Below are 18,409 nucleotides of genomic sequence, written 5' to 3'. Positions count from 1 at the left end.
GCGGCCCCGACCGGCGCGGCAGACGCGGCCGATGCCCCGGCATCCGCACCGGCCCAAGCCCCGGCCGGCGCCGCGGCCCCGACCGGCGCGGCAGACGCGGCCGATGCCCCGGCATCCGCACCGGCCCAAGCCCCGGCCGGCGCCGCGGCCCCGACCGGCGCGGCAGATGCGGCCGATGCCCCGGCATCCGCACCGGCCCACGCCCCGGCCGGCGCCGCGGAGACGGCGGATGCGGCAGACGCCCCGGCGTCCGCGACGCCGTCGGACACAGAAGTACCTACTACAGGAAGTGACACAGTTACCGTCCTGAAAGATCGCGAAGATGCGCGGCCGGTCCACGCACGGCCGCGCGAATGAAGGCTGGATCAGCAGGACGGACGACAGACGCAGCCCGCGTAGCGGACCAGGTCCAGATGGACCCTCCGCCAGAAACGCGTGCCGCTTTCAGTCACGTTTCGGAGTGAATCACGGCGGTACGGGCAGGTCAACGGTTGGCCGTAGCCTCACTCGCAGGCTTGGACACCGGCGCCGTGACGTCCCCGCCGCGCGCCGCGTCCGCGCACGCGTACAGCTCCGCGGGGCGCACGCCGGAGAGCGCCGCCACGAGATGCCCGTCCGGCCGCACCACCAGCACCGTGTGCGCCGCCGCCCCCGGGTACCCCTCGGTGACCAGCAGTTCGGCCCGTACCGGCAGCGCGGCGACCGCGGCCGCCAGCCGCGGCATCAGCCCGGCCCCCAGCCAGTGCCGCCGCTCCCACACCCCCGTGCCGGGCGCGACGAGTACGACCAGCAGGTCGCGCCCGAGCCGGTCCATGAGCCGGGCCGGGGAGCCGTCCGGCGCGGTCACCGGCACATCGGCGGCGGTCGCGCCGACGGCCGTGCCGACGGTCACGGAACCCGGCGGCGCGGTGGGGGGCGCCAGGGGCGTCCGGGCGTGCACCGGCGGCGCTCCCAGCGGGCCGCGCCCCAAGTGCCCGTCGGTGAGCAGCGCGTCGCGCCCCCGCCCGGAGCCCGGCACCACCGCGCGCCGTACCACCCGCCAGCCGCCGGAGCCCCGCAGCCCGGGCAGCGCCTGGTCGGCGGCGCGCAGCCGGCGGCCGACGGCGGTCCGCCGCTCCGTCTGGTAGCTGTCGAGCAGCACCTCCGACGCACCGTGGTGCAGGGCGACCCCCAGCTTCCAGGAGAGGTTGTCGACGTCCCGCAGCCCCTCCTCCACGCCCTGCGTGCCGAGCGCCCCGAGCAGGTGCGCGGCGTCGCCCGCGAGGAAGGCGCGGCCGGTCCGCCAGCGCCTCGCGAGCCGGTGGTGCACGGCGTGCACGCCGGTGTCCAGGAGCTCGTACGCCGGTATGTCCCCGCACCACCCCTCCAGCGAGTCCCGCACCCGGGAGATCAGGGCGTCCGGGGTGACCAGGTCGCGGCCGGGCGGCAGCAGCCAGTCCAGCCGCCACACCCCGGCGGGCAGCGGCCGGGCCGTGACCTCGCCGCCGTGCGGCGGCGAGCGGTGCAGCACGCCCTCCCCGGGCCAGGGCAGCTCGCAGCGCAGCGCGGCCACCGCGTGCCGCTCCACGGCCGTACGCCCCGGGAAGCGCACCCCCAGCAGCTTGCGGACGACGGAGCGGGCGCCGTCGCATCCGACGAGGTAACTCCCGCGCCACCAGGTGCCGTTGTCGCCTCGGGTGCGCACGGTGATGCCGTCGGCGTCCTGTTCGAGGCTGTCGACGCGGCTGCCCTGGACGAGCTGGACCAGCGGCTGCCCGGCGAGGGCCACGCGCAGGGACCGCGTCAGCACGTGCTGCGGGATGTGCAGCGGCGAGGGGCCGGCGGGCTCCGCCGCCGTCTCGCCGCCGTCGGCGTCCGCCTCGCCGGTCGTGTCGCCCGCGGCGGGCTCCGCGCCCTCCTCCCCGAAGGACAGCCGGTACACCACCCCTCGGCGGCGCAGCGTGCGCCATCCGCTCCACAGGGCGCCGCCCTCCAGCGGGCACCCAAGCCGGGCCAGCAGGGCGACGGTGTCCGGCCGCAGCAGGACCGTACGGGCGGCGCGCCGCTCCTCGGCCCCCGTGCCCTCGTCGAGGACGACGACCGGCACTTCGTGGCGCGCGAGCCCCAGGGCGAGGGCGAGACCGACCGGGCCGGCCCCGACGACGATCACCGGTTCCACGGAGCGGCCCCCTCGGCGCTGCGGGGCGCGCGGGCGGCGCCGCCGGATGCGCGGACCGGATGGGCCGGACGGGTCGGATGAGCCGTACGGGCCGCGGGGGAGCTGGCAGTTGAAGTCGGGGGCGCGATCACAGAACGTATGCAACCCACTGCGAGTGCTTGCGTCAAGTGACACCAGACTACTCGGCGGCGCACCGGAACGAGTGCGCCCCGTCGGCCGCGCGCGGCAGCCGACGGGGCGTCATCGAAACGTGTGTCAGGGGGCCTTGGGGCCCTCCGGGCCCGCCCCGGCGTCGCCCGGTCCGGGCGCGGCGCTGTGGCCGGGGTCGACCATGACGGTCGCGGCGGTGCCCTTGAGCGCGGGCGGGGTGCCCTTGCGGCTGCGCCGGCTGCGCCGCTCGACCCAGGTGGCGAGTGAGGAGAGGGCGAGGCAGAGCAGGATGTAGATGGAACCGAAGACGATCACCATCGGAATGAAGGCGTACACGCCGTTCACCGGCGGGGTCTGCTGGGCGAACGACTTGCCGACGAAGAGCAGCTCTTCGTAGAGGATGACGAAGCCGAGCGAGGTGTCCTTGAGGGTCACCACGAGCTGGCTGATGATCGACGGCAGCATCGAGCGGACCGCCTGGGGGACCAGGACGGTGGTCATCACCTGCGTCTTGCGCAGCCCGATGGCGTACGCGGCCTCGCTCTGGCCCTTGGGCACGGCGTTGATGCCGGACCGGAAGATCTCCGCCTGCACCGAGCCGTTGTAGAGCGTCAGGCCGATGACCAGCGCCCACATCGGTTCGGTGGTGAATACCGCCGCGAACAGCAGGAAGATCATGATCAGCAGCGGCATCGCGCGGAAGAACTCCACGACCACCGTCGCCGCCCACCGGACCGGCTTGTGGTCGGAGAGCCGCCCGGTCGCCAGCACCGCGCCGAGCACGACCGACAGGGCAGCGGCGATCGCGAAGGTCTTGAGCGTCGTCAGCAGGCCGTCGACGATGCGCTGCTGGGTGTCGGTGTACTCGTACGCCTCCCACAGCCCGGCCTGGAACTGCCCGGTGTCGTTGAACTTGTAGATGACGAAGGCGATCAGCCCGAGGATCGCGACCGTGGAGAGAAGGCCGTAGATCCGGTTGCGCACCCGGGATTTCGGCCCCGGTACGTCGTAGAGAACGCTGGAACTCATCGGGCCACCGCCAGCCGGTTCTCCAGCAGCCGGAAGAGGCCGCTGAGCGCGAAAGTGATGATCATGTAGCTGATCGCGATCCACACGAAGATCACGTAGATGTTGTAGCCGGCGGCCGAGTTCAGCGTCTGCTGCACCGAGCCCAGCTCGGTGACGTTGAAGCCGGAGGCGATCGCCGAGTTCTTGGTGAGGGCGATCAGCAGGCTGCCGATCGGCGGCAGCGCCGTGCGCCCCGCCTGCGGCAGCACGATCTGGCCGAGCGTCTGGCCGAAGGTCATCCCGATCGACCGGGCGGCCTCGGCCTGCCCCACCGGCACCGTGTTGATGCCGGAGCGGATGGCCTCGCAGATGAACGCGGAGGTGTAGAACCCCAGCGCCATCACGGCGAGCCAGAAGGAGTCCCACCCCTTGAGGCCCAGCGCGGGCAGGCCCAGGGTGACGACGAGGAAGAGGAGCACCAGCGGGGTGTTGCGCAGCAGCGTCACCCAGGCGGTGCCGAATACGCGCAGGGCGGGCACCGGAGAGACGCGGAACGCGGCCATGAGGGTGCCCAGCACCAGTGCGAGCAGTGAGCTGAGCACCGTCAGCTCGACGGTTCCGAAGAACCCTTCGCGAAACATCGCGAAGTTGTCCACCAAAACGTTCAAGTCAACTCTCCGGGGATCGCGTGGCGGACGCCCGCGGTCGCGGCGTCCGGTTCCCAGGAACCGGTGCCGCGTCCGCGGAACGAGCTGGCGTCAGCCGCCGCCGCTGGGCGGATCAGTAACGGTCGACCGAGGGGACGGCCGGGGCGGCGGCGCCGGAGAGGCCGAGCGTCGCGTCGTACGCCTTCTTCCAGTCGCCGTTGTCCTCATGCGCCTTGATCGCGTTGTTGACCGCGTCGCGCAGCGCCTTGTCGCCCTTCTTGAGGCCGACGCCGTAGGGCTCCTTGGAGAACGTCTTGCCGACGACCTTCAGGGCGCCCTTGTTCTGCGCGGCGTACCCCTTGAGGATCGAGTCGTCGGTCGTGACGGCGTCCACCGAGCCGTTGACGAGGTCCTGCACGCAGACCTGGTAGGTCTGCTGCGCCTTGACCTCCGCGACGCCGTACTTCGCCTCCTTGATCCGCTGGAGCGGGGTGGAGCCGGTCGCCGAGCAGACCTTCTTGCCCTTGAGGTCCTCCGGGCCCTTGATCTTGCTGTCGGACTTCACCAGCAGGTCCTGGCCGGCGATGTAGTACGGGCCGCCGAAGTCGATCTGCTTCTTGCGCTCGTCGTTGATCGTGTACGTGCCGACGTACAGGTCCACGCCGCCGCTGGCGATCTGGGTCTCGCGGGCCTCCGAGGGCACCGTCTTCCAGGTGATGTGGTCCTCGTCGAAGCCGAGGTCCGCGGCGATCATGCGGGCGATCTCGACGTCGAAGCCGGTCCGCTTCTTGGTGGTGGGGTTCTCGAAGCCGAGGCCGGGCTGGTCGGCCTTGGTGCCGATGGTGATCTTCTTGCCCTTGATCTTCGAGAAGACCGACGAATCCTTCACGTCCGCGGAGGTGTTCACCTTGTACGGCGGCAGGGCCGAGGCCGACTTGCCGCCGCCGGCCTTGTCGGAGTCGTCGTTGGGGCTGCCCGACTTGCCGCAGGCAGTCGCGGACAGCGCGAGCGCGACCACCGCGGCGGCCACGGATGCGGTCTTGCTGAGCTTCATGGTGAACATCCTTTACGTCGGAAGAAGTTGGCGTCGGGCGCGATCAGCGGGTGATCGGACGGCCGGCCGGTGGGCGGCCGAGGCGATCGGCGAGCGATCGGCTGCATCGATGCGGGTGCGGCGGGTGCGGCGGGTGCGGCGGGTGCGGCGTGCGCTGCTGTGCGGTCGTGCGGCGTGTGCGGTGCGCGAGAGGTGCGATCGGTGCGCGCGGGGCGTACGAGCCGGGGCGGGCCCGACGCGTGAGCGGGGCGTGAGCGGTGCCTGACCGGCGTGCGGCCGGGACACGTCGGCGCGCGGTCAGTGGTGCAGGATCTTCGACAGGAAGTCCTTCGCCCGGTCGCTGCGCGGGTTGCTGAAGAACTGGTCCGGCTGCGCCTCTTCGACGATGCGGCCGTCCGCCATGAAGACCACGCGATTCGCTGCGGAGCGCGCGAACCCCATCTCGTGCGTGACCACGATCATCGTCATGCCGTCCCGCGCGAGCTGCTGCATGACCTCCAGCACCTCATTGATCATCTCCGGGTCGAGCGCCGAGGTCGGCTCGTCGAAGAGCATCACCTTCGGGTCCATGGCGAGCGCCCGGGCGATCGCCACGCGCTGCTGCTGGCCGCCGGAGAGCTGGGCCGGGTACTTGTCCGCCTGCGCCCCCACGCCGACCCGGTCGAGCAGGGCGCGGGCCTTGTCCTCGGCGGCCTTCTTCTCGACCTTGCGGACCTTCGTCTGACCGAGCGTCACGTTCTCCAGCACGGTCTTGTGGGCGAAGAGGTTGAAGGACTGGAAGACCATGCCCACGTCCGCGCGGAGCCGGGCGAGCTCCTTGCCCTCCTGTGGCAGCGGCTTGCCGTCGATGCTGATCGCTCCGGAGTCGATGGTCTCCAGCCGGTTGATGGCCCGGCACAGGGTCGACTTGCCGGAACCGGACGGACCGATGACCACGACGACCTCGCCGCGCTCGATGGTCAGGTCGATGTCCTGGAGCACGTGCAGCGCGCCGAAGTGCTTGTTGACGTTCTCCAGCGCGACCAGGACGTCCGCCGCGGGTGCCGTGTCTTTGGTGCCCTTGGTCACCGGTACTTCGCTCATCGGCGTTCCTCGCTCCGTCCTCCGTGGTTGCAAGGACAGTAATGAGGGTCGTCGCACAGCGTCATTACATCTGAGCTGAAATTGAGCATAACGATCCGGCTGCAAAGCGACACTCCGCCGCAAGCCGGCGCACGGGCGTACCGGCTGCATAACAGAAGGCCACGGGGGCAACGGAACCCCTTGACGAGTACCGCTTCCATCAGCGTGGATTCGGTGTCGGCACATCGCGGAGCCGCCGGCGGGCCATGAACAGCCGGCGACGAACGGTGCGCGACGAAACACCGCGCGATGAACGAACAGGGGGCCGGGCGATGCGACTGCTGCTCGTGGAGGACGACGAGCGGGTTGCCGCGGCGCTCGCCGCCGTACTCGCCCGGCACGGCTTCGAGTGCGTGCACGCCCGCAGCGGTGAGGAAGCGCTGGCGGCCCTGCTGCCCGGCGCGGGCGCGCCCTTCGGCTGCGTGCTCCTCGACCTCGGCCTGCCGGACCAGGACGGTTTCGAGGTGTGCGGCAAGATCCGCAAACGCACCAGCACCCCCGTCATCATGGTCACCGCGCGAGCCGACACCAGGTCCAAGATCCACGGACTGAACCTCGGGGCCGACGACTACGTGGTCAAGCCGTACGACACCGGCGAACTGCTCGCCCGCATCCACGCCGTCGGCCGCCGCACCCCGCCCACCGGCGGCGCGGTCCGGCCGGGCCCCCGCGACGACGCCAAGCGCGCGCTGCGCATCGGGACGGTCACCATCGAGCTGCCCAACCGCCTGGTCAGGGTGGACGGCACGCCCGTACCCCTGACCCGCAAGGAATTCGACCTGCTCGCGCTGCTCGCCCAGCGCCCCGGCGTCGTCTTCCGCCGCGAACAGATCATCAGCGAGGTCTGGCGCACCAGCTGGGAGGGGACCGGGCGCACCCTGGAAGTGCACATCGCCTCCCTCCGCTCCAAACTGCGGATGCCCGCACTGATCGAGACGGTCCGCGGCGTCGGTTACAAGATCGTCGATCCGGTCGGCTGACGGCCGCGACGAGCCTGTGCGCACCCGACTCCTTCCCCTGCTCATCGTCCTGATGGCGGGGGTCCTGATCGCCCTCGGCCTGCCGCTCGCGGGCAGTCAGGCCGCCGCCGAGCAGCAGCGCGTCGTGGTCGACCGCATCGACGACACCGCGCGCTTCGCCTCCCTGGCCCAGTACGTCACCACCCGGCCGGCCCAGGGCGAGGAGGAGGAAGACGAGCGGCTCACCACCCTCACCGACGAACTCGCCCGGTACGAAAGCGTGTACGGCATTCATGCCGGTGTCTTCTACCGCGACGGTACGGCCATGGCCGCGGCCCCGGCCGGCTGGGCCGTACCGTCCAAGTCCGAGGGCGAGCGGGCATTCCAGGAAGCGCTCGCCGGCCGCCGCAGCCACGACCCCAGCCAGGTCTGGCCCTGGCAGCGGCACGCCCGCCTCTCCGTCGCCTCACCCGTCGTCCGGGACGGCGACGTCATCGCCGTCGTCGTCACGGACTCGCCGACCGGACAGCTCCGCTCCCGCGTCCTGCACGGCTGGCTGCTGCTCATCGCGGGCGAACTGGCGGCGATGCTGCTCGCCGTCGGGGCCGCGTTCCGGCTCACCAGCTGGGTGCTGCGGCCCGTACGGACCCTCGACGCGGCCGCGCACGGCATCGCCACCGGCCGGATGAAGTCCCGCGTCGCGCCTGGCGGGGGACCACCGGAACTGCGCCGCCTGGCCAGATCGTTCAACGAAATGGCCGACAACGTCGAGCATGTACTGGAACAGCAGCGTGCCTTCGTCGCCGACGCCTCGCACCAGTTGCGCAACCCGCTCGCCGCGCTGATGCTGCGCATCGAGCTCCTCGGCCTCGAACTCCCCGACGGCAACGAGGAGATCGCCTCCGTCAAGAGCGAGGGCAAACGGCTCGCCCAGGTCCTCGACGACCTCCTCGACCTGGCGCTGGCCGAACACGCTCCCGCCAACCTCCAGCTCACCGACATCGCGGAGCTCGCCGCCGGCCGCGTCGGCGCCTGGTCCCAGCTCGCCGCCCGCGAAGGCGTCGACCTCGCCTACCGGGGGTCCGCGGCCGCCACGGGCTGGGCCGACCCGATCGCCCTCTCCAGCGCCCTCGACGCGGTCCTGGACAACGCCCTGAAGTTCACGCCCGAGGGCGAACGGGTCCGCGTCGGCGTCCAGGCGGACGGCGGCAGCGTCACCCTCGTCGTCGCCGACGGCGGCCCCGGCCTCACCGACGAGGAGCTCGGCCGCGTCGGCGACCGCTTCTGGCGCAGCAACCGGCACCAGAACATCTCCGGCTCGGGGCTCGGGCTGTCCATATCCCGGGCCCTGCTCGCGGCGGGCGGCGCCGCCATCGCGTACGAGCCGAACGAGCCGAACGGCCTGCGGGTGACGATCACGGTGCCGCGCCACGGCGACGAATGAGCGCCGGTCACCGCCTCAGGGCTTGACCGAGAGGTAGTACCGGCGCGCCCCCTCGTGCAGCGGCAGCGGATCGGTGAACACGGCGGTCCGTAAATCGACCTTCTGCGCGGCGTGCACCTTCACGCCGATCCGGTCCCGGCTCCTGATCACCGTGCGCGTCACGCTCTCGGTGAGCGCCGTGTCCGTACGGTCCGTGGTGACCAGCAGGTTCGCGACCGCGATCGTCTTCACCGCGTGCTCCGCGTGCAGCTCCGGATAGGCGTCCACGGGCATCACGGCCGCCCGGTAGTAGCGCGCCTTCGCGCCGAGCCGGTGCAGCGGGCCGATCAGATCGCCGAGCTGCACGAGCCGGATCGGGTAGCGCAGCGCCAGGTTCTGCACCGCCGTGGTCGGCAGACCGCCGGACCAGAAGAACGCGTCGAGCTTCCCCTCCTCCAGCAGCCCCGGCATCTTGTCGATTCCGACCCGTACGGGCGTGATGTCCCGGTCGAAGTCCAGCCCCGCCGCCTCCATCAGCCGCCGGGTGATCAGCTGCACGCCGGAACCGTCCTCGCCGACCCCGACGCGCAGCTTCTTGAGGTCCCGCGCGGAGCCCACCGCCGAGCCCTTGGGCACGACGAGCTGTATGTAGTCGTCGTAGAGCCGGGCGGACGCGCGCAGCCGGTCGGCGTCCCGGCCGTGCCCGTCCAGATACGCGGAGACCGCGTCGGCCGTCGCGAACGTGAAGTTCGCCCGTCCCGCCGTGAGCTTGTTCAGATTGTCGATCGATCCCTGACTGCGCGTGAGCCGTACGTCCAGCGCGGGCGAGTCCTGGGCCAGGTCCTCCTTCAGCAGGTCCCCGTACCGTGCGTACACCCCCGACGGCACCCCCGTGGCCAGCACCACCTGCCCCTTGACCACCGGCGCGTCGTCGAACGGCAGCAGCCACCACCCCAGCAGCGCGAGCACGGCGGCGATCACGGCGGCGCCCGCCAGGGCGCGACGCCTGCCCAGGCGGGGAAGTGCGGTGACCATGGGCGGGATACTGCCAGTCACCCCCCTCCCTGGGGAGGGGCGTGGAGAGCATCGATCGGGTAACAGGTACGCAGGTCCGGGACCTACGGAGCGATCACCGTCCGTGACCGTACCGCCGGTCGGACGACCGGCTCCGGGGCCTTTACCCTGGACGGGTGAGCGGTGACGACGTGGTTGGCGGAGCAGTGGGCGGCTTGAAGACGTACGAGGTGCGCACCTACGGGTGCCAGATGAACGTCCACGATTCGGAGCGGCTGTCCGGCCTGCTGGAGGGCGCGGGCTATGTCCGCGCGCCCGAGGGGACCGCCGAGGGCGACGCCGACGTCGTCGTCTTCAACACCTGCGCGGTGCGGGAGAACGCCGACAACAAGTTGTACGGCAATCTCGGCAGGCTCGCTCCCATGAAGACGAAGCGGCCCGGCATGCAGATCGCCGTCGGCGGGTGCCTCGCGCAGAAGGACCGCGACACCATCGTCGAGCGGGCCCCCTGGGTCGACGTCGTCTTCGGCACGCACAACATCGGCAAGCTGCCGGTGCTCCTGGAGCGCGCCCGCGTCCAGGAGGAGGCACAGGTCGAGATCGCCGAGTCGCTGGAGGCGTTCCCCTCCACGCTGCCGACGCGGCGCGAGAGCGCGTACGCGGCCTGGGTGTCGATCTCCGTCGGCTGCAACAACACCTGCACCTTCTGCATCGTCCCGGCGCTGCGCGGCAAGGAGAAGGACCGCCGCCCCGGCGACATCCTCGCCGAGGTCGAGGCGCTGGTCGCCGAGGGCGTCAGCGAGATCACCCTGCTCGGCCAGAACGTCAACGCGTACGGCTCCGACATCGGCGACCGCGAGGCGTTCTCCAAGCTGCTGCGCGCCTGCGGCGCCGTCGAGGGCCTGGACCGGGTCCGTTTCACCTCGCCGCACCCGCGCGACTTCACCGACGACGTCATCGCCGCCATGGCCGAGACGCCGAACGTGATGCCGCAGCTGCACATGCCGCTCCAGTCCGGATCCGACACCGTCCTCAAGGCGATGCGCCGCTCGTACCGGCAGGACCGGTTCCTCGGCATCATCGAGAAGGTCCGCGCCGCCATGCCGGACGCCGCCCTCTCCACCGACATCATCGTGGGCTTCCCCGGCGAGACCGAGGAGGACTTCGAGCAGACCATGCACGTGGTGCGCGAGGCGCGCTTCGCCCAGGCCTTCACCTTCCAGTACTCCAAGCGCCCCGGCACCCCGGCCGCCGAGATGGCGGGGCAGATCCCCAAGGCCGTCGTGCAGGAGCGGTACGAGCGCCTGGTCGCCCTCCAGGAGGAGATCTCCTGGTCGGAGAATAAGAAGCAGGTCGGCCGCACCCTGGAGGTCATGGTCGCCGAGGGCGAGGGCCGCAAGGACGGCGCCACGAAGCGGCTGTCCGGCCGCGCCCCCGACAACCGCCTGGTGCACTTCGACGCGAACCTGCGGGGTGCCGTCGAGGGCGCGGCGCCCGAGGAGCCGGTGCGCCCCGGCGACGTGGTGACCGTCGAGATCACCTACGCCGCCCCGCACCACCTGCTCGCCGAAGGCCCCGCCAAGGCCGTCCGCCGCACCCGCGCGGGCGACGCCTGGCAGAAGCGCCAGGGCGCCCCGGCCGAGCCGCCCAAGGGCGTCATGCTGGGCCTGCCGGGCATCGGAGCGCCCGCCCCGAGCCCGGCGCCGGCCGCGGCGGGCTGCGGCTGCGACTGAGCGCGTCCGGACGGCCCGTACGGACGGCTCCGTACGGGCCTGTGCCGCGCGGGCTCGTACGGGCTTCGGGTGGACGGCAGCGGGCTGCGGACGGCGTGAACGGGGGAGCGGCGATGGCCACTTGGGGCCTGATCGTGGAGACGATGGACGGCCGGAGCGAGCGTGCGCGCTGGGTGGCCGGAGTGATGGGCAGCGTGGAAGGCACCCGCGAGGAGGCCATGGCGGCGCTGGAGACGCACGTACGGCGCCACCTGCCGACGCGTCCGCGCAACGCCCGGCGCACCCGGCTGTTCCGGGACGGTGACGGCCTGCTGATGGTCGTGGACACCTCCTGGCGGGACTTCTACAGCCGCTTCACCGTGGCCGAGATGATCTTCGACAGCGATGCCCCGCAGCCCCCGCCGCCGGAACCGCCGGAGCCGGCGGTATCGAAGACCGAAGAGCCGGAGAACAGCGCTCCGGACGTCGACCGGTACGCGGACGGCATACCGGTCAAACCGTCCTGGCTGGGCCGCGACGACCTGCCCTGAGACCGCGTGCGACGACGACGAGCACGTACGCGCGCGCGTGGCCGTACGGCGCCGCATCCCCTTGTTAGGGTGCGCCCATGCTCGTAGCCGCCGCTGTCTGCCCCTGTCCGCCGCTGCTCGTCCCGGAGGTCGCCGCCGGGGCCGCGCCCGAGCTGGCGGAGCTGCGGGACGCGTGTGTGGACGCCGTCGCCGTGCTTGCCGCCGCCCGTCCCGAACGGCTCGTCGTCATCGGCCCCGCGGAGCAGGCGGGACGCGGTCCGCACCCCCAGGGCGCGACCGGTTCGTTCCGCGGCTTCGGCGTGGACCTCGACGTACGGCTCGGGCCCGGCGAGGCGTCGGGGGAGCGGCGGTTGCCGCCCTCGCTGGCCGTCGGCGCCTGGCTGCTGGAGCGTACGGGCTGGGCCGCCGCGCCGGTGGAGGGGCTGGGCGTCGGCGAACCGCTGGCGGGCGACCGCTGCCGGGACGTGGGCCGCGAGACGGCCGCCTCGGCCGAGCGGGTCGCCTTCCTGGTGATGGGCGACGGCAGCGCCTGCCGCACCCTGAAGGCCCCCGGCTATCTCGACGAGCGCGCCCAGGGCTTCGACGCGGAAGTCGCGCGCGCCCTGGGCGCGGCCGACATCGACGCGCTGGCCGCGCTGGACGAGGAACTGGCCTACGAACTGAAGGCTTCCGGCCGGGCCCCCTGGCAAGTCCTCGCCGGCGCGGGTACGGGCGCGGGGCTCAGCGGAGCGCTGCTCTACGACGAGGCGCCGTACGGGGTGGGTTACTACGTCGCGGCCTGGTCGTAGCGCGGCCAGCGGAGGCGGAGGCGCGGCGTGGATGGTCGACCGTAGCGCTGAGGCGTAGCGCGGCGCCGGTGACGGGCGCAGGGCCGGGGCGTCGTAGCTCGACGCGGGCGGCGGTAGAAGCGCCGCGGCACAGCGCGACGCGGGCGCGGAGTCGTACCGCCCCGCGTCCGCGCCGCGGAGGGATCAGGAAGGCGCCGGGCCGCCGGAGCCCTTCCCGTCGCTCTCGTCCTTCCGGGCGAGGCGGTCGAGGGCTTCCTTGGCCTTGCCGGTTCCGGTCTCGATCTGGCTGCTGTACTTGCCCTTGGTCTTGGAGTCGACCGTCTGGGCCGCCTTCGCCAGACCCTGCTCGATCTTGCCCCCGTGCTGCTGCGCGAGGTCACCGGCCTTGTCCTTCACCGGTCCGAGCTTGGCCTTCAGATTGTCTAGCAGGCCCATGGGCCACCTTCCCTCTCGGAGGACTTAACTGCGGGCGCCCTCACCGGCCTCGCTGTCGGCCGCCGCCTGCGCGGACTGCTGCTTCGGAATCTCCACCGCCTCGGCCGGGGCCTTGGCGCCGCCCGACTCCTCGGGCCGCTCCGTGCCGCTGTCGGCGCTCGCCTCCGCGGCCTCGTCGGCAGCCGTGACCGCGTCCGCGGCTTCGGCGGGCTCCGCGGCTTCCGACTCCGCCGTCAGAGTGGCGGTGGCCGCCTCCTCGGTTGACGCCTCGGCCGACTTCCGGCGAAACCTTGAAAACACGCCCATATCTGCTCCATAACCTTACTCGTGTGGGCGAAATCCCGCGTGGCCCTGAGCGTCCCCTTACGACGTCACCGGGGCACCGGCCCGTAAACCGGCTGTCGGAACCTCGCAACAGGCAACGAACCCGACAGCACCGCGTCACGTCGCTCATTCGAGGAGTGCGTCCAAGGTTTGCGAGACTGACCCGGTGAACAGCGCAGTTTCCGCACCGCGGGTCATCGCAGTCGTCGGTCCCACCGCGGCGGGCAAGTCCGACTTGGGCGTAGCCATCGCCCGCCGGCTCGGCGGCGAGGTCGTCAACGCCGACTCCATGCAGCTCTACCGGGGCATGGACATCGGCACGGCCAAGCTGACGGTGGAGGAGCGCCAGGGGGTGGTCCACCGGCTCCTCGACATCTGGGACGTGAAGGAAGCGGCCAGCGTCGCCGAGTACCAGCGGCTGGCCCGCGCCGAGATCGACCGGCTGCTCGCCGAGGGCCGCACCCCGGTCCTCGTCGGCGGCTCCGGGCTCTACATCAAGGGTGCGATCGACGTGCTGGACTTCCCCGGCACCGACCCGTCGGTACGGGCTCGCCTGGAGGACGAACTGGAGCGGGACGGCTCCGGGGTGCTGCACGCCCGGCTGGCCGCCGCCGACCCCGCGGCCGCCCACGCCATCCTGCCCGGCAACGGACGGCGCATCGTGCGCGCCCTGGAGGTCATCGAGCTCACCGGCCGCCCCTTCACCGCGAACCTCCCCGGCCACGAGGCGGCGTACGAGACCCTCCAGATCGGCGTCGACGTGGAGCGGCCCGAGCTGGACGAGCGGATCGCCCTGCGCGTCGACCGCATGTGGGAGGCCGGGCTCGTGGACGAGGTGCGGGAGCTGGAGCGCGCCGGGCTGCGCGAGGGCCGCACCGCCTCCCGCGCCCTCGGCTACCAGCAGGTGCTCGCACACCTGGCGGGGGAGTGCACCGAGGAGGCGGCGCGCGTCGAGACCGTACGCGCCACCAAGCGCTTCGCGCGCCGCCAGGACTCGTGGTTCCGGCGTGATCCCCGGGTCCACTGGCTCAGCGGCGCGGCCGGTCGGCAGGCGGAACTGGAAGCGCACGCGTTGGCGTTGGTCGAACGGACGGTCACAGCCTGATCACGTGATGGCATCGGGACGCTCCGGGCGGCCTTGCGGCCTCCGTGAGCGTGCCATCATCGAGCTCCGATCGAGCTGTAACGAGCCGTGAAATCCGAGTTGGGAGGGCGTGTGGCGATGGAGGCCGGCCCTCGCGACAGACCGCAGCCGCAGCCGAGGAACGAGCCGGAACCGCTGACCCCGGACGGCCCCGGCGGTATCGCCGACGACGGGCCCGGAGCCGTGGCCGACGACGGCCCCGAGGAGGGGGCCGGCACCGCCCCGGAGGCGTTCCGCGACCTGCGCCCCCAGCGCCGGCTGCGGATCTGGCAGCTCGCGCCGATAGTCATGCTCGCGACCCTCGGCTCGCTGATGTTCGCCTTCCCGCTCGCCTTCGAGTTCGGCGACGGCGGCCGGGTGGTCGCCATGCTCGGGCTGCTCATCAGCTGCTGCGCGGCCGGCTGGGGCGTGATGGCGGCCCGCCGCGTCGGATACACCTGGCCGGGCCTGCCGCCCCGAGGCTCCGGACGCCGCCCCGACTGGCGGTACGTGGCGCTGTACGCGGCCGTCACCGTGGCACTGGTCTCGCTGGCCGTCTGGCGCGTCGCCCGACTGCGATAAAGGCCCCGGAGCCTTTACCATCGACGTGTGAGCACCACGCGGATCGCCTTCCTCAAGGGACACGGAACCGAGAACGACTTCGTGATCCTCCCCGACCCCGACGGACAGCTGGAACTGTCCCCGGCGGCCGTCGCCCGGCTGTGCGACCGGCGGGCCGGCATCGGCGCGGACGGCGTGCTCCGGGTCGTACGGTCCGCGGCGCACCCCGAGGCGCGGCCGATGGCGGACGCCGCCGAGTGGTTCATGGACTACCGCAACAGCGACGGCTCCGTCGCGGAGATGTGCGGCAACGGCGTCCGCGTCTTCGCGCGCTACCTCCAGCGCGCCGGCCTCGTCGAGGCCGGAGACCTCGCCATCGCCACGCGCGCGGGCGTGCGCCGGGTGCACATCGCCAAGGCCGACGCGGATGGCCCGGACGGCGCGTTCGGTGACGTCACCGTGGCGATGGGCGCCGCACGGCTCCCGGGGGGCGAGGTCACCGTGGCGGTCGGGGACCTCCGCTGGCCCGCCCGCAACGTGAACATGGGCAACCCGCACGCGATCTCCTTCATCGGCGATCTCGCCGAGGCGGGCGACCTGCTCAGCGCCCCCGTGGTCAGCCCGGCCGCCGCCTACCCGGACGGCGCCAACGTCGAGTTCGTCGTCGACCGCGGCCCGCGCCACGTCGCGATGCGCGTCCACGAGCGCGGCTCCGGCGAGACCCGCTCCTGCGGCACGGGCGCGTGCGCCGTCATGGTCGCCGCCGCCCGCCGCGACGGCGTCGACCCGGCCGTGACGGGCCTCCCCGTCACGTACACCGTGGACTTGCCGGGCGGCCGCCTGCTGATCGCCGAGAACCCGGACGGGACCGTCGAGATGACCGGCCCCGCCGTGATCGTCGCGGAGGGGTTCCTCGACCCGGCCTGGCTGGACTCGGCGCTCGCTTCCTGACGCCCTTTCTCCGCCCGTGCCGCACCGGATCGCGCCCGTGTGCGGGCGAACACCGCGGAGCGCTGCACTTGTTCGCTCGAATGGGTGATCCGTTTCACTCTGGGCGAGAGCCGGTGAGCGCTGCGTGATGGGGTCGGTAGCATCAATCACCGGCCCGGAGGCGCCAGCCGACCGCCGGTCGACGCTGCCGGAGGTGCGCATGGGCGCAGAGGCCACGAACCACGCCGCTCTGGGCCGCAGGCGCGGCCGCCCCCGCATCGATCTGAGACGGCTCGGGCGCGCGGCGCTCAGCGGACCCGGATCGCGCGACGGGCTGCCCGACGCCATCGACCACGTCGCGAAGGTGCACCGCGGCCACCACCCCGGCGCCGACCTCGACGTGCTGCGCCAGGCGTACGTGCTCGCCGAGACCTCGCACCGCGGCCAGACGCGCAAGAGCGGCGAGCCGTACATCACCCACCCGCTCGCCGTGACCCTCATCCTCGCCGAACTCGGCGCGGAGACCACCACCTTGACCGCCTCCCTGCTCCACGACACGGTCGAGGACACCGAGGTGACGCTCGATCAGGTGCGGGAGCAGTTCGGCGAGGAAGTGCGCTATCTGGTCGACGGCGTCACGAAACTGGAGAAGGTCGACTACGGCGCGGCGGCCGAGCCGGAGACGTTCCGCAAGATGCTCGTCGCCACCGGCAACGACGTCCGCGTGATGTCCATCAAGCTCGCCGACCGGCTGCACAACATGCGCACCCTCGGCGTGATGCGCCCCGAGAAGCAGGCCCGCATCGCCGGGGTCACCCGCGACGTCCTCATCCCGCTCGCCGAACGGCTCGGCGTGCAGGCGCTCAAGAGCGAGTTGGAGGACCTGGTCTTCGCGATCCTGCACCCCGAGGAGTACGCCCGCACCCGCGACCTGGTCACCGCCCACGCGGCCCGTGCCGACCCGCTGGAGGCCACCGCCGGCAGCCTGCGCACCGTGCTGCGCGAGGCGGGCATCGCGGCGGAAGTCGTCGTCCGGCCACGGCACTTCGTCTCCGTGCACCGCGTGCTGCTCGGTCGCGGCCAGCTGACCGGCGCCGACTTCGGGCGGGTGCTGGCCCTCGTGGCGGAGGACGCCGACTGCTACGCCGTGCTCGGCGAACTGCACACCTGCTTCACGCCGGTCATCTCGGAGTTCAAGGACTTCATCGCGGTACCGAAGTTCAACCTGTACCAGTCCCTGCACACCGCGGTCGCCGGACCCGGCGGCGAGGTCGCCGAAGTCCTCATCCGCACCCGCCAGATGCACCGGGTCGCCGAGGCCGGAGTGATCGCCCTCGGCAACCCCTACGCCGCCGCCGAAGGGCCCGCCCGCCCGGCGCCGGACGGCGAGCGCGAGGACCCCACCCGCCCCGGCTGGCTCTCCCGCCTCCTCGACTGGCAGCGCGCCACCCCCGACCCCGACACCTTCTGGACCTCGCTCCGCGCCGACCTCGCCCAGGACCGCGAGGTCACCGTCTTCCGCGCGGACGGCGGCACGCTCGGCCTGCCGGCCGGGGCCAGCTGCGTGGACGCCGCGTACGCGCAGCACGGCGAGGCCGCCCACGCCTGCATCGGCGCCCGCGTCAACGGCCGCCTGGCGACGCTCAGCACGGTCCTGCGCGACGGCGACACCCTGCACCTGCTGATGTCGCGGGACGCCGCCTCCGGGCCCTCCCCGGACTGGCTGCAGCACGCCCGTACGCCCGCCGCGCGGATCGCCATCGCGTGCTGGCTGGCCGCCCACCCGGCGCCGGACCCGGCCGCGCCGCGCGTGCCGTCCGTACGGCCCGGCGGCCGGCTGCCCAGGCCGGGCGCCGAGAGCGGGGACCGGCCCGCGGACGGGGAGCGGCGGCAGGCGGGCCACCCCGCCGCCGTCACCGCCGGGCGGGACGCGGCCGTGCGGCTCGCCGGGTGCTGCACGCCCGTACCGCCGGACGAGATCACCGGCTTCGCCGTCCGCGGCGGCGTCGTCACCGTGCACCGCGCCCACTGCCCGGCCGTCGGCCGCATGGCCGCCGCCGGGCGCGCCCCGGTCGGCGTGCGCTGGGCCGGAGCGCGGGACGAGGAGACCCACGGCTACCGCGTCACGCTCCTCGCCGAGTCCTTCAGCCGCCCGCATCTGCTCGCCGACCTCACCGAGGCCATCGCGGCGGCGGGCGCGGCCGTCGTCTCGGCCGCCGTCGAGGCGCCCCGCGAACAGCGGGTGCGCCATACCTACACGCTCCAACTGCCCGCCGCCGCGCAGCTCCCGGAGCTGATGCGGGCCATGCGCCGGGTGGCCGGGGTCTACGACGTGACGCGCGCGGTACGGCAGGTGGCGACGGCCCGCCCGTAGCGGCGGGGGTCCGTACGCGCCCGGCCCACGGCGGTGATGCGCTCGTACGGGTGGGATCGGGCCGCGCCGCCCACCG

Annotated in this window: 18 protein-coding genes; 9 read left to right on the top strand and 9 right to left on the bottom strand. The window is 72.7% G+C overall.

Annotated features, from left to right (window positions below; all coding sequences use genetic code 11):
* Window positions 1-365: 365 nt before the first annotated feature.
* From AB0I22_RS14760 to AB0I22_RS14735, 6 genes are all read right to left on the bottom strand, one after another.
* Complete coding sequence (locus tag AB0I22_RS14760; RefSeq protein WP_342668371.1) at window positions 366-452, bottom strand: putative leader peptide; 87 nt, start codon at window positions 450-452, stop codon at window positions 366-368.
* 32 nt (window positions 453-484) lie between these two features.
* The gene (locus tag AB0I22_RS14755) at window positions 485-2,158 is read right to left on the bottom strand and encodes an FAD-dependent monooxygenase (RefSeq protein ID WP_363131119.1); all 1,674 of its coding nucleotides are present in this window, start codon (window positions 2,156-2,158) and stop codon (window positions 485-487) included.
* A gap of 255 nt (window positions 2,159-2,413) precedes the next feature.
* Window positions 2,414-3,337 (bottom strand): amino acid ABC transporter permease, encoded by a 924-nt coding sequence (locus tag AB0I22_RS14750; RefSeq protein WP_363131118.1) that lies wholly within the window; start codon window positions 3,335-3,337, stop codon window positions 2,414-2,416.
* Window positions 3,334-3,984: an amino acid ABC transporter permease gene (locus AB0I22_RS14745; RefSeq protein ID WP_363131117.1), complete on the bottom strand. Its 651-nt coding sequence runs from the start codon at window positions 3,982-3,984 to the stop codon at window positions 3,334-3,336. The genes AB0I22_RS14750 and AB0I22_RS14745 overlap by 4 nt, the downstream gene beginning before the upstream one ends.
* 112 nt (window positions 3,985-4,096) lie before the next feature.
* Window positions 4,097-5,017: a glutamate ABC transporter substrate-binding protein gene (locus AB0I22_RS14740; RefSeq protein ID WP_363131116.1), complete on the bottom strand. Its 921-nt coding sequence runs from the start codon at window positions 5,015-5,017 to the stop codon at window positions 4,097-4,099.
* A 297-nt stretch (window positions 5,018-5,314) separates the two neighbouring features.
* Entirely contained in the window at window positions 5,315-6,100 is a 786-nt protein-coding gene (locus AB0I22_RS14735; RefSeq protein ID WP_363131115.1) for an amino acid ABC transporter ATP-binding protein, read from the bottom strand.
* 311 nt (window positions 6,101-6,411) lie between these two features.
* Here AB0I22_RS14735 and AB0I22_RS14730 point away from each other — a divergent pair, with 311 nt between their 5' ends.
* Both AB0I22_RS14730 and AB0I22_RS14725 read left to right on the top strand, forming a co-directional pair.
* Complete coding sequence (locus AB0I22_RS14730; protein ID WP_363131114.1) at window positions 6,412-7,119, top strand: response regulator transcription factor; 708 nt, start codon at window positions 6,412-6,414, stop codon at window positions 7,117-7,119.
* A 16-nt stretch (window positions 7,120-7,135) separates the two neighbouring features.
* Entirely contained in the window at window positions 7,136-8,542 is a 1,407-nt protein-coding gene (locus AB0I22_RS14725; RefSeq protein ID WP_363131113.1) for a HAMP domain-containing sensor histidine kinase, read from the top strand.
* A 15-nt stretch (window positions 8,543-8,557) separates the two neighbouring features.
* Here AB0I22_RS14725 and AB0I22_RS14720 read toward each other — a convergent pair whose 3' ends face one another.
* Window positions 8,558-9,556, bottom strand: coding sequence for a TAXI family TRAP transporter solute-binding subunit (locus AB0I22_RS14720; protein ID WP_363131112.1), 999 nt, complete (start codon window positions 9,554-9,556; stop codon window positions 8,558-8,560).
* Between the two features lie 185 nt (window positions 9,557-9,741).
* Here AB0I22_RS14720 and miaB point away from each other — a divergent pair, with 185 nt between their 5' ends.
* The 3 genes from miaB (at window position 9,742) to AB0I22_RS14705 (ending at window position 12,586) form a co-directional block, all read left to right on the top strand.
* Window positions 9,742-11,268, top strand: coding sequence for a tRNA (N6-isopentenyl adenosine(37)-C2)-methylthiotransferase MiaB (gene miaB / locus AB0I22_RS14715; RefSeq protein ID WP_363131137.1), 1,527 nt, complete (start codon window positions 9,742-9,744; stop codon window positions 11,266-11,268).
* Between the two features lie 113 nt (window positions 11,269-11,381).
* Window positions 11,382-11,798 carry a hypothetical protein gene (locus AB0I22_RS14710; protein WP_363131111.1) on the top strand — a complete coding sequence of 139 codons (417 nt, stop codon included), beginning with the start codon at window positions 11,382-11,384 and terminating at the stop codon, window positions 11,796-11,798.
* A gap of 77 nt (window positions 11,799-11,875) precedes the next feature.
* Window positions 11,876-12,586, top strand: a complete 711-nt coding sequence (locus AB0I22_RS14705) for a class III extradiol dioxygenase subunit B-like domain-containing protein (RefSeq protein WP_363131110.1) — start codon at window positions 11,876-11,878, stop codon at window positions 12,584-12,586.
* 183 nt (window positions 12,587-12,769) lie between these two features.
* On the opposite strand, the gene AB0I22_RS14700 is transcribed toward AB0I22_RS14705, so the two are convergent.
* Window positions 12,770-13,021, bottom strand: a complete 252-nt coding sequence (locus tag AB0I22_RS14700) for an antitoxin (RefSeq protein WP_363131109.1) — start codon at window positions 13,019-13,021, stop codon at window positions 12,770-12,772.
* A gap of 24 nt (window positions 13,022-13,045) precedes the next feature.
* On the bottom strand, window positions 13,046-13,327 hold the full coding sequence (locus AB0I22_RS14695) for a hypothetical protein (protein ID WP_363131108.1): 282 nt from the start codon (window positions 13,325-13,327) through the stop codon (window positions 13,046-13,048).
* A 184-nt stretch (window positions 13,328-13,511) separates the two neighbouring features.
* Here AB0I22_RS14695 and miaA point away from each other — a divergent pair, with 184 nt between their 5' ends.
* The 4 genes from miaA to AB0I22_RS14675 all read left to right on the top strand — a co-directional run bounded on the left by miaA (window position 13,512) and on the right by AB0I22_RS14675 (window position 18,333).
* Window positions 13,512-14,450, top strand: a complete 939-nt coding sequence (miaA, locus tag AB0I22_RS14690) for a tRNA (adenosine(37)-N6)-dimethylallyltransferase MiaA (RefSeq protein WP_363131107.1) — start codon at window positions 13,512-13,514, stop codon at window positions 14,448-14,450.
* Between the two features lie 117 nt (window positions 14,451-14,567).
* Window positions 14,568-15,050 carry a hypothetical protein gene (locus AB0I22_RS14685; RefSeq protein ID WP_363131106.1) on the top strand — a complete coding sequence of 161 codons (483 nt, stop codon included), beginning with the start codon at window positions 14,568-14,570 and terminating at the stop codon, window positions 15,048-15,050.
* A gap of 27 nt (window positions 15,051-15,077) precedes the next feature.
* Window positions 15,078-15,980 carry a diaminopimelate epimerase gene (gene dapF, locus AB0I22_RS14680; RefSeq protein WP_363131105.1) on the top strand — a complete coding sequence of 301 codons (903 nt, stop codon included), beginning with the start codon at window positions 15,078-15,080 and terminating at the stop codon, window positions 15,978-15,980.
* Between the two features lie 199 nt (window positions 15,981-16,179).
* Window positions 16,180-18,333, top strand: coding sequence for an HD domain-containing protein (locus AB0I22_RS14675; protein ID WP_363131104.1), 2,154 nt, complete (start codon window positions 16,180-16,182; stop codon window positions 18,331-18,333).
* Window positions 18,334-18,409: the final 76 nt, after the last annotated feature.

It is taken from the genome of Streptomyces sp. NPDC050610 (assembly GCF_040654875.1).
In the GTDB taxonomy this organism is placed as follows: Bacteria; Actinomycetota; Actinomycetes; order Streptomycetales; family Streptomycetaceae; genus Streptomyces.
Note: the sequence above shows the minus strand (reverse complement) of the source record. Positions and strands in the feature narration are given on the sequence as shown.

Bases quoted from the DNA above. Each gene is read 5' to 3' on its own strand.
- AB0I22_RS14750 (WP_363131118.1), bottom strand. From the start codon at position 3,337: ATGAGTTCCAGCGTTCTCTACGACGTACCGGGGCCGAAATCCCGGGTG.
- AB0I22_RS14740 (WP_363131116.1), bottom strand. From the start codon at position 5,017: ATGAAGCTCAGCAAGACCGCATCCGTGGCCGCCGCGGTGGTCGCGCTC.
- AB0I22_RS14735 (WP_363131115.1), bottom strand. From the start codon at position 6,100: ATGAGCGAAGTACCGGTGACCAAGGGCACCAAAGACACGGCACCCGCG.
- AB0I22_RS14730 (WP_363131114.1), top strand. From the start codon at position 6,412: ATGCGACTGCTGCTCGTGGAGGACGACGAGCGGGTTGCCGCGGCGCTC.
- AB0I22_RS14720 (WP_363131112.1), bottom strand. From the start codon at position 9,556: ATGGTCACCGCACTTCCCCGCCTGGGCAGGCGTCGCGCCCTGGCGGGC.
- AB0I22_RS14710 (WP_363131111.1), top strand. From the start codon at position 11,382: ATGGCCACTTGGGGCCTGATCGTGGAGACGATGGACGGCCGGAGCGAG.
- AB0I22_RS14705 (WP_363131110.1), top strand. From the start codon at position 11,876: ATGCTCGTAGCCGCCGCTGTCTGCCCCTGTCCGCCGCTGCTCGTCCCG.
- AB0I22_RS14700 (WP_363131109.1), bottom strand. From the start codon at position 13,021: ATGGGCCTGCTAGACAATCTGAAGGCCAAGCTCGGACCGGTGAAGGAC.
- AB0I22_RS14695 (WP_363131108.1), bottom strand. From the start codon at position 13,327: ATGGGCGTGTTTTCAAGGTTTCGCCGGAAGTCGGCCGAGGCGTCAACC.
- AB0I22_RS14685 (WP_363131106.1), top strand. From the start codon at position 14,568: ATGGAGGCCGGCCCTCGCGACAGACCGCAGCCGCAGCCGAGGAACGAG.
- AB0I22_RS14675 (WP_363131104.1), top strand. From the start codon at position 16,180: ATGGGCGCAGAGGCCACGAACCACGCCGCTCTGGGCCGCAGGCGCGGC.